This is a genomic window from Thalassospira sp. A3_1 (assembly GCF_017744215.1).
Taxonomy (GTDB): Bacteria; Pseudomonadota; Alphaproteobacteria; order Rhodospirillales; family Thalassospiraceae; genus Thalassospira; species Thalassospira lucentensis_A.
The window spans coordinates 965,457-978,531 of record NZ_JAGHQQ010000002.1 but is presented as its reverse complement, the minus strand read 5'-3'; the positions used below and the strand labels follow the sequence as shown (position 1 = coordinate 978,531).

13 protein-coding genes are annotated in these 13,075 nt (G+C 54.7%); 6 read left to right on the top strand and 7 right to left on the bottom strand.

The features are described from left to right. Position 1: 1 nt before the first annotated feature. A complete protein-coding gene (locus tag J7395_RS11595) occupies positions 2–886 on the bottom strand; it encodes a phytanoyl-CoA dioxygenase family protein (protein ID WP_209221579.1) in 885 nt (294 codons plus the stop codon). Between the two features lie 147 nt (positions 887–1,033). Between J7395_RS11595 and cobD the strand changes: the two genes are divergently transcribed. Further along, a complete protein-coding gene (gene cobD / locus J7395_RS11590) occupies positions 1,034–2,095 on the top strand; it encodes a threonine-phosphate decarboxylase CobD (RefSeq protein ID WP_209221578.1) in 1,062 nt (353 codons plus the stop codon). A 5-nt stretch (positions 2,096–2,100) separates the two neighbouring features. Here cobD and J7395_RS11585 read toward each other — a convergent pair whose 3' ends face one another. Beyond that, entirely contained in the window at positions 2,101–3,705 is a 1,605-nt protein-coding gene (locus J7395_RS11585) for a sigma-54 dependent transcriptional regulator (protein ID WP_209221577.1), read from the bottom strand. Positions 3,706–3,875: 170 nt separating this feature from the next. Here J7395_RS11585 and J7395_RS11580 point away from each other — a divergent pair, with 170 nt between their 5' ends. After that, on the top strand, positions 3,876–4,181 hold the full coding sequence (locus tag J7395_RS11580; RefSeq protein ID WP_062952631.1) for an STAS domain-containing protein: 306 nt from the start codon (positions 3,876–3,878) through the stop codon (positions 4,179–4,181). Between the two features lie 2 nt (positions 4,182–4,183). Next, a complete protein-coding gene (locus J7395_RS11575; protein ID WP_209221576.1) occupies positions 4,184–6,250 on the top strand; it encodes a SpoIIE family protein phosphatase in 2,067 nt (688 codons plus the stop codon). Here J7395_RS11575 and J7395_RS11570 read toward each other — a convergent pair. From J7395_RS11570 to J7395_RS11555, 4 genes are all read right to left on the bottom strand, one after another. Further along, positions 6,247–6,840, bottom strand: a complete 594-nt coding sequence (locus tag J7395_RS11570) for a hypothetical protein (RefSeq protein WP_209221575.1) — start codon at positions 6,838–6,840, stop codon at positions 6,247–6,249. The two genes, J7395_RS11575 and J7395_RS11570, sit on opposite strands and share 4 nt — an antisense overlap. Positions 6,841–7,131: 291 nt before the next feature. Beyond that, positions 7,132–9,132 carry an EAL domain-containing protein gene (locus J7395_RS11565; protein ID WP_209221574.1) on the bottom strand — a complete coding sequence of 667 codons (2,001 nt, stop codon included), beginning with the start codon at positions 9,130–9,132 and terminating at the stop codon, positions 7,132–7,134. 128 nt (positions 9,133–9,260) lie between these two features. After that, the gene (locus J7395_RS11560) at positions 9,261–9,644 is read right to left on the bottom strand and encodes a TfoX/Sxy family protein (protein WP_209221573.1); all 384 of its coding nucleotides are present in this window, start codon (positions 9,642–9,644) and stop codon (positions 9,261–9,263) included. Then, positions 9,628–10,332, bottom strand: a complete 705-nt coding sequence (locus J7395_RS11555; RefSeq protein ID WP_007090760.1) for a YafY family protein — start codon at positions 10,330–10,332, stop codon at positions 9,628–9,630. The genes J7395_RS11560 and J7395_RS11555 overlap by 17 nt, the downstream gene beginning before the upstream one ends. Before the next feature lie 125 nt (positions 10,333–10,457). On the opposite strand from J7395_RS11555, the gene J7395_RS11550 reads away from it, so the two are divergent. Next, positions 10,458–10,895 carry a VOC family protein gene (locus J7395_RS11550; protein WP_209221572.1) on the top strand — a complete coding sequence of 146 codons (438 nt, stop codon included), beginning with the start codon at positions 10,458–10,460 and terminating at the stop codon, positions 10,893–10,895. Between the two features lie 235 nt (positions 10,896–11,130). Further along, complete coding sequence (locus tag J7395_RS11545) at positions 11,131–11,520, top strand: nuclear transport factor 2 family protein (RefSeq protein ID WP_209221571.1); 390 nt, start codon at positions 11,131–11,133, stop codon at positions 11,518–11,520. 35 nt (positions 11,521–11,555) lie between these two features. Here the strand turns inward: J7395_RS11545 and J7395_RS11540 are convergent, their stop codons facing one another. Next, complete coding sequence (locus J7395_RS11540; protein ID WP_209221570.1) at positions 11,556–12,179, bottom strand: alpha/beta fold hydrolase; 624 nt, start codon at positions 12,177–12,179, stop codon at positions 11,556–11,558. 228 nt (positions 12,180–12,407) lie between these two features. Here J7395_RS11540 and J7395_RS11535 point away from each other — a divergent pair, with 228 nt between their 5' ends. Next, positions 12,408–12,989 carry a hydrolase gene (locus tag J7395_RS11535; RefSeq protein WP_209221569.1) on the top strand — a complete coding sequence of 194 codons (582 nt, stop codon included), beginning with the start codon at positions 12,408–12,410 and terminating at the stop codon, positions 12,987–12,989. Positions 12,990–13,075 lie beyond the last annotated feature (86 nt).

Sequence of the window (13,075 nt, the reverse complement as noted above, 5' to 3'; positions counted from 1 at the left end):
GTCACGCCCGACCCGATAGTTCGACAATAATGTCGTCGACCCATCGCAGGGTATTGTCATCCATAGATTGCATATGCCGGTATTTTGCAAATTGCTGCACAATCAGTTCAAGCCGTTCACGAAAGACCGGTGGCTGCTCCAGATCAAGCAAACGATCCGCCATCGGATCGAAAGCAGCATTCTGGAATTCAAGCGATAGACTGATCCGTGGCTCGCTGGCAAAGGCACTTGACCGTCCCCCCCAATGATACAAATCCTGTCGCCACCCCATTACAGTCCCCGGCCCGGCTGGCAATGCCCGAACGTCTTGCAAAGCCACATCTTCCGGTTTAGCAACCGGCTGATGATAACACTTTTCGAATGAGCGCGGCAATACGTACATACAGCCGTTATCAGGGTTTGCAATGCCCAGTGGCACCCAAAGCGACAGACTGATCAGCATGTCATCGCCGATCGCACTTTCCCCCTGATAATCGCGATGAGGGGGCCATCCACGCCCGTCCTCCCCGGGATTGACATGCCAGGCCCAAAAATGCGGAAGCAGCTTAACCCGATCCCCCAGGAAATGGTTCAGCAACGGGCGAAGCCGTCTGAACACCTGCCATGCCTCGTCGTAAAGATAGATCATCGCAGGCGGCAAGCCATTCGCCACCAGGTTTTCGATACCGGCCCGCAAATCCGTCAGGCTGTCAACGGGCAAAAGGTCCCTGATCAGAAAATACCCATCTTCCCAGAACCGCTCCGAATGGGGTGCACCATCGAACCCGCCCTGATCGGCCCCGACTGATGGCACGTCCCCGATCCGGGCATCATCGCCAGAAATCGTCAATTGCGGATTGATCGAAAGCCAGCTTGCACGTTCGCAGGCTTGAAATGCGGTTATCATGGCGGAAATCCAAAGCAGGTTTTCGCGGACGATACGAAGTCACCTGCCCCCGCGCAAGTCCGACTTGCGCGCAAACCTGTCACGCGTTACGCAGATAGCATTCTGTTTTATTGTTCTGCACAGCCATTTCCGGCCAAAGGCACATAAATGACCCTGCAATCCCCATCACATGGTGGCGCCATCGACAAGGCAGCCGAAAAATATGGTATTGCGCCGCAGGAATGGCTTGATCTGTCAACAGGCATCAATGCCACCCCATGGCCGATATCGTCTTTTGATCCCATCCATTGGCAACGCCTGCCACTGGCAAGCGAATTGACTGCATTGAAGCAGGCCGCCGCCGACTATTACGGCATTCCTGATATCAAGCATATTGTTTGCGCCCCAGGAACACAGGCATTGATCCAGACCATTCCCTTCTGGTTTGCTGATCACGGTAAACGCGCAACAGCCCATATCATTGGCCCGACATATGCCGAACATGCCTTGGGCTGGAAACGCGCTGGGTTCAAAACAAATACCGTCATGACAACACCGGAAAACCGCAAGACCGCAATTGCAGATATTCTGGGATCACCGGGCGGCAGAAATGACATCGTCATTCTGGTTAATCCGAACAATCCCGACGGCGGTCTGATTGATCAGGTCACGCTGACCGAACTCGCCCGAATGGCGATAGAAAACGGCAAATGGCTTCTGATTGATGAGGCCTTTATGGATTGCAGTCCGGAACACAGCATCTGTCCAAAGTGCCATGAACTCGACCACCTGATTGTTTTGCGTTCGTTTGGCAAGTTTTTCGGTCTTGCAGGTCTGCGGCTGGGATGTGCCGTCATGCGTCCCGATCTGGCAGCGGATTTGACTGACCGGATAGGCCCATGGGCAATCGCCGGACCCGCACTTGCCATCGCATGCACAGCATTTGACGACCGGGCATGGCAATCCGGTATGCGCAATCAGCTGTGTGACGATGCAAAACGCCTTGATGCCCTGATTGACGCACATTCCGATCTGGCTTTGCTAGGTGGAACGTCACTGTTCCGGCTTTATCACGGCAAAAACGCCACAGATCTTGCAGACCATCTGGGGACACAGGGTATTCTGGTACGATTATTTGATGATGATGCGGGCCGCATCCGCTTTGGCCTGCCCGGCCCGGAAAAGGATTGGCAACGATTGGAACGGGCACTGGCAGCTTTCAGAAACTAGACGGCCTATTTCGCCTCGTTTTCTTCCCAGGCCTGCTTTTTGCGATAAATGGTCGACGGGCTGACGCCAAGCGCATCCGCCGCACGCGGGATTGATCCGCCGCATCGCGCAATCGCTTCTTCTATCGCCTGCTTTTCCACCAGCCAAAGCGGTTTGATTCCGGCATAACGGCTGTCCATCGGCAACCCGGCGGGCATCGACGCCATCGCGAACCGGCCATCCGCGCCAATCATGGCCGGAGCCGGAGCCGAGGTCGTATCCATATGATGTGCTTCTGTATCATTGCGCAGGTTGCGCGCACCGGCCAAAAAGGCCAACGCATCCGGGTCACCTTCCCAAAATCGACCGGCATCCTCCAACCCGTTTGACACAACCGGATGGGGTGGTGGTGCTTCGATGGATCCCGACCCAAAACGTTCTTCGTCCGTGCCACTGTTAACCGGGCGGGGCACCATCGACATGGTGACTTCGGTGCCGTTATTCAGCACCACAATGTTGCGGATGATGTTCTGAAGCTGGCGGATGTTGCCCGGCCAGGCATAGCGCGCGAACAAAGCGGCCACGTCCGGGCTGAACCGTTGAAAATCACGTCCCTCTTCACGGGTGAAGCGTTGCAGATAGAAATTGGCGATCTGCAGGATATCATCATCGCGATCACGTAATGGTGGCATGTGAAGCGGAATCACATGAAGACGATAATACAAATCTTCGCGGAAACGTCCGGCACGTACTTCTTCAAGCGGATCGCGGTTTGTTGCGCACACAAACCTTACATCAACGCTTTCAATCGAACTGCCACCGACTTTCTGGAACGTCCCGGTCTGGATGAAGCGCAGAAGCTTGGTCTGCAGATCAAGGTCCATTTCGCAAATTTCATCAAGAAACAGCGTTCCGCCAGCGGCCCTGTGGGCAGCGCCTTCGCGGTCAATTACGGCACCGGTAAACGCGCCTTTGACATGACCGAAAATCTCGCTTTCCATCAAATCCTTGGGGATCGCACCACAGTTCAGCGGAATGAACGGTTCGTTGACGCGCTCGGATCGGCGATGAATTGCTTCGGCGGCAAGTTCCTTGCCGGTACCTGACTCGCCGGTAATGAAAACCGTTGCCCGGCTGGGGGCTGCGTTTTCAATGATGCGATAAATATCATGCATCGTGTCCGATCCGCCAATGATGTCAAAATACATCTCGTCGGTGATATTTTCGCTGTCCGTTTTTTTTCCGGTATCATTGACCGCGGCCCGGCCTTCAAGCGCATCACTGACCGTGACACGAAGTTTGTCGGCGGTGAAAGGCTTCAAAAGAAAGTCCCACGCCCCGTCACGCATCGCCTCGACCGCGATATTGACCGAACCATGCGCTGTGATCACAACCACCTTGCATTCCGGCGCAGCCTGATGGGCAGCACGCAGAACTTCCCGACCATCCATGTCTGGCAGGATCAGGTCAAGTACCAGAACGTCTGGCGGATCACTGCGCAGCCTTTTGATCGCATCGCGACCGTTGACGACATGCTCGACCTTGTGACCGTCCGCACGCAAATAGTCCTGATACACCCGCGCGAGCGACAAGGTGTCTTCAACAACAACAATGCGTGCCTGATCTGGCATTTTGTGGTTCGCATCCCGATCTAACCATCTATCGGCAACCATACCGATAGTGACATTACATGCACAACTGCTAACCTGTAGTCAGCTGATTCGTTATCCCATACAAATCAGCTTTTGGTTAAAAAAGGCATAGTTTCAGTAACATTGCTCGCATCCGGGAGTATCACGGCTTGAATTACACCACCGAAAAATCCGGCAACACGATCAAAGTAGAACTGAATGGCCGATTTACATTTGGGGACCATTCCAGTTTTCGCAAACTGATCGAAGAAATCCGCAGTCAGGAGGCCGAAATACAAATTCTTGACCTTTCCGGGGTCGAGTTTATCGATTCAGCCGGGCTTGGCATGCTGCTGCTTGCACGTGACGAAGGTGAAAAGTCCCGTGCCACGGTCATACTCAAAGGCGCGCAGGGACAGGTCAAACGCATGCTTGAAGTTGCGCGGTTCGACACTCTGTTCAAACTGGAAGACTGACAATGCCTGCAACCGGCGAGGTTCAGCCACGCCCATTTGTTGCCGTTGCCGAACCGCTTGACCGCGCGCGGGCGGCACAAGTGCTTGATGGTCGGCATATCTTCGGGGATGGAGCCGGTGCTCATGCGGAACTTTTCTTTGGCCGAAGCCCCGAAGATTTTCCTCACAGCAACCGATATCAGTTATGCCTGATTCCGTCCGAAACCGGCCGGGAATGGTTGGGCGCACTGGTCCGTCTTAACTGCAATTACTTTGTCGAATGCTATGACGGGCTTGATTTGGTCGACCTTGGCCCGTTGCGAACGGCCAAACGAGGCGCCAACTGGGACCTTCTGGTCTGCATGTCGACACAAAGTGCGTATCAATTGCCGATGGCACGCAAATTCGTCACGGCCCTTCGCCACCGCGGTATCATTCACGATACGATCGCCCCGACGGTCGAAATGGCGGTACAGGAAGCCTTCGCCAATTCAATGATCCACGGCAATCTGGAAATGAATACGACCGGCCATCTGTCGATGGATCGCTTCAACGAACTGGGTGAGGAAACAGCACGCCGCCTGGCATCACCGGTCTATGGCGGGCGGGTGATCATGCTGACCGCGAAAAAACGACGTAATGGCAATGTCGAAATTTCGATCAATGATCAGGGAAGCGGCTTTGTCCCACCCGATGAAACGCCAGTTCCCAAACTGCCCGGTGCGGAATCCACCTTTGGTCGTGGCCTGCCCCTGATCAGAAGCCTTTGCCACGATGTCAGCTTTGATCGCGGTGGACGGACAATCCGGCTTACCTTTGCGCCCGACACTGCGGCATCCCTACCGTTGAATACGACTTTTGCCGCCGGACTGGAAGCGGCTGAACGTGCATCGGGCGAAGCAGACCTGCGTAACCCGCGCGATGCCACGATCCTGATTGCCGACGACACCATGATCTCGCGCGAAATCATCGCGTCCTATCTGCGATCGGATGGCTTTACCAATCTGGTTTTTGCCAAGGATGGCGAGGATGCCCTGGAGCAGGCAAACAAACATAATCCCGACCTGATCATCCTTGATATTATCATGCCGAAAATGGATGGTTATGAGGTCTGCAAGGTTTTGCGCGCCGACCCTTCATTTGCCGAAACCCCGATCATCGCCCAGACAGCCCTTGAAGAAAACGAAGGTCGCACCCGTATTTTCGAAGACGGTGCAACCGACCTTATTCTGAAACCGCTGAACAAGGCGGAAATGATCGCACGCACGCGCATCCATCTTGAAAACCGCCTGCTGGTCAAACAACTGCAGGCCTATCAGGAACGCACGCAATCCGAACTGGAAATGGCGCGCGACATGCAGGAAATGCTGATACCCAAGGCGGAACAGTATCGTGGTATCGGTCTTGATTATGGCATGACCATCAGCGCCAGCTTCCAGATGTCATCCGAACTTGGCGGTGATATGTGGGGACTGGCCCCGATTGATGACGACAGGCTTGGTGTTTACATCGTTGACTTCGCCGGTCACGGTCTTGGTGCAGCGCTGAATACATTTCGCCTTCACTCCCTGATCTGGTCGGATGACCGACATGACGATGATCCGGGCGCGTATCTGGAATCCCTTAACCGCCACCTCAAGGGGCTGCTGCCGGTTGGGCAATATGCGACCATGCTTTATGGCATTATAAACCGGACTGCCGAAACATTCCGCTATGCCAGTGCTGCTTGTACGTCGCCGGTTCTTGGCAATGTCAAAACCGGCTCGACCACGTTTCTTGATGGCTCTGGCGTCCCGCTTGGCGTTATTCGCGATGCCAGATATGAAACGCGTGAAACCGCCTTTGGTATTGATAACTTCCTGCTGCTATACAGCGATGCTCTGATTGAAACCGTGCTTGATGACGGCGCGCTGCTTGAAGGTGAACGCCTGCTGCATCTGGTGCAGGATATTATTTCGGAAACAGGCGGCATGCCCGATCTGGCATCCCACCTTGCCGATCAGTTCATGGATCGGGCACCGGTCAAACTGCATGACGACTTTACCGTGGTGTCATTGCAACCCAACCGGCAAACCCCGGAAAACCGTTAATTCAGGAACCACGGCTGTGGTGGGGAAAGTTCCTGTGCAGGCATATGATCCTGCAAACCCCAGACGCGTGCAGTATCAGCAGCCACCTTCCAGGTCGCAGATTTGTCTTCCTGGATGCGGCTGGTGATTACCGAGCGGATCAATGCAGCCAGTCCCTTTCGGGCGCCGGCATGATCCGGATCAGCTGATAACACCGCCCCCAGTTGATTGAAGGCACGCATCCTGTCGCGGCATCCGACAAGGTCGGCGGCGACCACACGCAATTCACGGACATCGGGCCGCAGGCTGATTGCGATTTCAAGATGTTCGAGCGCGGTTTCACGCGCCCCGTTCTGCAAATAGGTCCGGGTCAGTCCCAGATGGGTTGCCGGATCAAGATCATCCAGCAACAGGGCCCGTCCAAACGCATCAAGTGCAAGACTGCCAAGCCCCATATCCAGCAGAACATGCCCCATTACCCGTAATCGGGCGGGTTGATCAGGCAGGCTATCAATCAGATGACGAAGACGGGTGCGAATTTCAGGCGCCAGATCAATGCCATCAATCGTGACCGCCGGTATCTGGGATGAAATGTGCGTCTGGCCTGACATCTGTCCGAAGCCCTGTTCCCGTCTGAGATGGCGAATCGTAACGACTCGCCAGAATCCTTGTAATAGCCAATAAAAACAACGAGTCGTTTCAATTGCTTAGATCGGCCGCAAAATCGGTATCCGGTGCTGTCCGGCGCGCGACGCGGACATATGCCACTATCTGCCATGCCGGATGACCAGAAGAATACCCTGATTGGGTTGCGGGAAGATTAACCGGGAAACCGACATCAATAGGGCAAATCCGCAGCCGATTTTGCCCTATTTGCGATCACGTATCTAATGATGGGAACGTTATGATTTTGCGTCTGCCGGTCGGGTGAGTGATGGAGGATCTGTCCGATCCAGACCTGCCACATTGGGCAACGCGTCCCAATCAATCATGGCCGATGGCCGGGCAAAGAAATATCCCTGCGCCAGATGCCCGCCAAGACGCAGAACCTCGTCACGCTGTTCGGGTGTTTCGATCCCCTCAATCACACAATCCGTGCCCAAATTATCGCACATGTCGATTACGGTTTTGACAATCCGCTGACTGCGTTCACTGGTTACAATCGGTTCGATAAAACTGCGATCAATCTTCAGACAGTCGAATTCCAGTTCATGAACATAGCGCAGGCTGGAATACCCGATCCCGAAATCGTCCAGCGCAACCTTTGCACCGTGGCGGCGCAGATAGCGGATGCTGGCACGAGCCGACACAAAATCGCGCAGCAAAGCCGTTTCCGTCACTTCAAATGTCAGACGTCCCGGATCAATCCCAAAGAATTTGATCTGATCAATCAGCCAGTGCGCCATATCGGGCAGAACTATATCGCGGGCCGACAGGTTAAACGACAACGGTACATCCTGTGGCCAGGCGATCATGGATTTCAGGGCCTTCTGGAACAGAATCGTCGACAAAGTTCCGACCTGTCCGGTTTTTTCGGCCACCGGGAAAAACATTTCGGGTGAAACCCGCCCCATTTTGTCGTTATCCCACCGGGCAAGCACCTCGATCGAATGCAGTTTACCGCTGTGCAAATCAAAAACCGGTTGATAGTGGATCGACAATTCGCTTTCCAGATCGGCCTTGCGCAGGGCCTGTTCGATCTGGCTGTCATGGCGGATCAGGGTTTCGTGATGGGCGGCAAACAGAACCGGATGGCCCGGCATGTTTTTCTTGGCGTAGTAAAGCGCGAAATCGGCACGCTCGAACAGGGCGTTGGGTTTACGCGCCACCGCCGGGTAGGTCGCAAAACCAAGCGAAGCGGAAAGCTGCACCGTTCCCCCGCCAACCTCGAACGGATCATTAAGCGTTCCGCAAAGTTCCCGTCCGATACGGATCAGTTCCGCGGCATCCGTAATATCATCAAGGATCACACCGAATTCATCCCCACCCAGTCGCGCCAACAAGACATCCGGTCCCAGAATGTCGCGTAAGCGGGCGCTGGCTTTGACCAGCACATCATCGCCAGCCGGGTGGCCATGCACGTCATTGACCGGCTTGAATCCGTCCAGATCAATCATCGCAACCGCAAAACGCCCGCCGTCCTTTGCGCGTGCTACCGCTTCGTCAAGATGGGAAAAGAATGCGCGGCGGTTGGAAAGACCGGTCAAGGCATCACGAAAGGCCAGTTCACGGTTCTGGTTGGAAAGCTCGATGGTTTTGGTGTGCTGCTTTTCCAGATCGATTTGCGATTCCACCAGTCCGGAAAACGCCGCGTAGTAGCTTCGGATGATCTGGACAATCATCAAGGAGACCATCGCCATATTGGCCGCAATCGCGACATAGACCTCGTTCCCGGTAGACCCGAAATGCAGGATGAAAGACCCAAGAACGATGATGACGACCAACAGGGCTGCCGGGGGAAAATGCAACAGACAGAAGATGCACCCAACCACGGTGATCGAGATGAAATAGGCGACATGCCCCTGTTGATAGGCATCACCATAACCAAACATCTTGATCGCCCAGGCGGTGAAGACGACGCTGATGACTGCGGCCAAAATGCGGATACGGCGCAAATGCAGCACCGCACTGGCAAAATCATTTGCCGTATCACGCAAGCGCATCCATGCAAGCCCGCGGATCAGACAGACAATTCCCAGAACCGCTGGAATATAAACCGTCATCCAGTCGGGTGCGGTTCCGTAATGCGTGAAAGCCAGCGCAACCGCGTTGGCAAAAAGCAGGATGTAAAGTAACGGGATTTGACGGGAGAGGGCCTTGACCTGCGCGCGAACCAGTTCGGGTTGATCTTCCCGAACGCGGAACGTCCCGACAATGCTTCGGCACAAATCCTTTAACGCCACACCGATGCGCTTTCCCCGTGGTTTTCTTACTACAGGAAAATCTTATACGAAAATCCGCGGCAAATGCAGCCCTTTCAGTGCGACCTCAAACAATCGGATGATTTTGCCCCTGATCTCCCTGAAAACTTTTACCCATTACTGCCGGTTTTCGATTTTTTGCGCTTGGCTTTGGCCACCTTTTCCGCTGCCGCACGATGCGCAGCACCAAGTGCCATATGGGCAAATTCCATCATTTGATCAGGCTCGTCCAGCCAATCACCCGGAACCTCGAAATAAGACAGTGTCATCGGGCGACCTGATGGCACACAAAAGGGTGCCATACCTTGCGCATCGTAGGCCCCGGCAGTTTGTTCATCGCCTTTCAGATACAGCACATCGTCATCAATGATCGCAAAAAATACCCCATCGCAATAAAGCCCGAATGCACCAAACATCCGGTTCGGGTGGATTTTTCCAAGTGGGGATAACAATTCGCTTACCATCTGGACAAATTCGTTATCGGCCGATGCCATTGAGGATTTCCCCCTCGACGCCTTCGGAAATCAGGTAGTCACGTAATGTCCGCCCCGGTGTCGGTCGGAAATGATCTGCGGTGATCTGCATGTTCTTGATCCGGTCTGCACGGAAAACGCGGAAGGCCTGGCGAAGTTCGCACCAGCTTGCCAACAGCCAGATGGTACCAAAAAACAGCATCCCCAACGGCCAGACCCGCCGATTGGTGTCATCCCCCTTGGCATCGGTATAATCGATATTGATCAGATGCCGTTCGCGGATGGCACGACGCAAATCGGGCATCGAAATCGCAATCGGGGCCTGTGCGATTTCGGCAATCGCAATCGGCACCCCGCCAATAAGACCCCGCATTTTTTCCGGCAAGACCGCCTCGATCTTGGTCAGGGCATCGCCCGCGGCACGCGCCATCTGCGGATCAGTCCAGCTTTGCACCATGCGTGCGGCAACCACCAGTGCCTCGATCTCGTCGGCATCAAACATCAATGGCGGCAGGTCATAACCATCGCGCAGGATATAGCCCACCCCCGCCTCGCCTTCGACCGGAACACCGGACGCGGCAAGATCGCGAATATCGCGGTAAATCGTGCGTTCGGAAACTTCCAGTTCCTCGGCTAGTTCGCGCGCCCGGCACAGTTTGCGACGGCGCAAAATCTGCACAAGACGGAAAAGTCGGTCGGCCCTTCTCATGTTCGCTCCTTTCTCAGCATGACCGAGAAATTATCATAACGCTCCTGACAGGCTCCTGTCAGGAGGTATGTGCAAACATGACAATTATCGGGAACAGGGTTTCAACATTCGTCAGGAGAAAACCAATGAAAGTCACCAGCGCCTTTCCGATTATCGTCACCGAAAAACTGACAGAAAGCCGGACTTTTTACGAAGAACTCGGCTTTGTCGCCGTCTTTGCCGGGGACTGGTATATCCACCTTGTCTGGCCAGAATGCATGGAAGTCCAAATCGGCCTGATGCAGCCCGACCATCCGACACAGCCGCCGCTATTCCATGGCCGCACCATGGGCGACGGCAGCATCTTTGGCATCAGCGTCGAGGACGCCAAAACTGCCGCCGGTGAGCTCCGCGCCAAGGGTTTCGAATTTGCACTCGAACTGCGCGACGAACCATGGGGCCAGCGTCATTTCGCCCTGCTTGACCCAAATGGGGTAAGGATCGATATCGCCAGTCAGGACGCCGAAATGAGTGATGAATATGCCAAGGATTTCCTGATGCCGGTCGAAGGCATCCCGGCCTGATCCCTTCGCGTCACCAATATTCGCGCTCTCCATCACCTGATTGCGGAACCAAACACATGATCCCTGACCACATCTCGCCCCCCACGTCAGATTTTGAAAAAGCCAACACCTTCCATGTCATTCCCCTTGCCCCGCTGGGGGTGTCATGAGGAAAAAGGTATTTCTGCCAACCTTGATGTTCTTTTTGCTGCCGGGGTTCAATACCCCGGCACAGTCAACCGAACCAGGGCACCCAATGAACACCGATGAAAAACAGGTTCTTGATACCGTTCTGTCGATGACACAGGCATTTGAAAACCGCGATATCGAAGGCGTTCTGGCGCATTATGACCATGATGCTGTTATTGCCTTCACACCGGGTACTGCCACAAGCGGTGCCATGGAAATCCGTGAACAGTTCATTCAGTTCTTTGACATCAACCCGGCATTTGATTATGGCGGGCACAAGGTATTCGTCACCGATGATACAGCCCTTCACATTGCACCATGGACGATGCAGGGAACGGCGCCGGACGGAACGCAAATCAATGATAACGGCCTTTCGGTTTCTGTTCTGAAACGAACGAACGGCAATGTATGGCGGATCATTATGGATGATCCCTATGGCGGGTTACTGGCACAGTAACCCCGGATTTTTGCGGGATGGCGTAACCAACCACGTCATCCCGTGCTTTTGACAAAGGCATCAATCGCGTTGATCGCTTCGGCAATATTGCCTTCCTGTGTGTGACCAGACTTCTTGCGTGCTTCGAAATCATGATCACCATCGGAGACCCAGTGAAGGGATACCGTGTCGGCCAGACCATAACCCGCCACCTCGTCCGGACTGCCAAACGGGTCACGCGTGCCGTGACAGATCAGGGTAGGTGTTTTCATTTTCTGTAAATGCGCAGTCCGCAGGTTTTCAGGCTTCCCCGGTGGATGAAACGGATAACCAAGGCAGACGACACCACGCACGCCAAGGTCATCTGCGACCATACTGGCGATCCGCCCGCCCATTGATTTGCCCCCGATCACAAGATTTTCAGGTGTGCCAAGCTGTTTCACAACCTGCTGATAAGTTTCGATCAGAACCGGGGCCCTATCCGGTCCGCGCTTTTTTCCATCCCCCCGGCGTTTCGCCATATAGGGAAATTCAAACCGCGCCACGCGATAGCCACATGCCGCCAGACCGGCCGCCATTTCATTCATGAACGGGCTATCCATTGCGGCCCCCGCCCCATGCGCCAGTAAAATGGTCTGCTTGGCATCATCAGGCCCGTCAAAGACAAAATCGATGGTCATGACAATCGGGTTTCCCTGTTCCTGTGGCGATCAAAAACATAAGCCATCGCGATTGATCGGCCCAAGTCCCAATCCCTTGCCCGCCCGCTGTTTCCCCGCTATTCATCCGAAAAACTCGCCATATCAGGATGTTTCGGTTTATCATGATCCTTCCCCAAAGCAGTGCGCCAGACTCAAACGGCGTCGCCATCTGCCCCGATCTTATACCTTGCCCCAATCAGGTGCCCCATGCCCAAAGATCAATTCCTGCTGGATCCGGCGCGTACCGCCCTTGTCATGATCGACCTGCAAAACGGCATTCTGGCCCAGTCCCTGCATCCGCGAAGCGGTGAGGCGGTGCTTGAAAATGCCCGCAATCTGATCGCCAAATTCCGTTCGGCCAACGCCCCCATCGTTCTGGTCCGCGTTTACTGGTCTTCTGACATGGCCGATGCCCCGCACCAGATGGTCGATCTGCCATCCGTCCCGGCGAAATGCCCGCCCGAAGATTGGGGCACCCTTGTGGATGACTTGATACAACCCGGCGATATCGTCATTACCAAACATCAATGGGGCGCGTTTTACGGCACCGATCTTGATCTTCAGCTTCGCCGTCGCGGAATTGACACCATCGTCCTTGGCGGTGTCGTCACCAATTTCGGCGTGGAATCCACCGCCCGGTCGGCGTGGGAACACGGCTATAACATCATGATTGCCGAGGATACCACCGCCACCAAATCGGTTGAAATGCACCAGTTTTCAATCACCGAAGTCCTGCCGCGCATTGCGCGTGTCCGCCAATCAGCCGAACTGACCTTTACCACCCCATAACCCTGCCGCCCCAAACAAAGGCTTCCCCGTGCCAGATACCTCGCCCCATGCGCCCCACGCACCCAAGTCCCTCAAACCCAACTCGC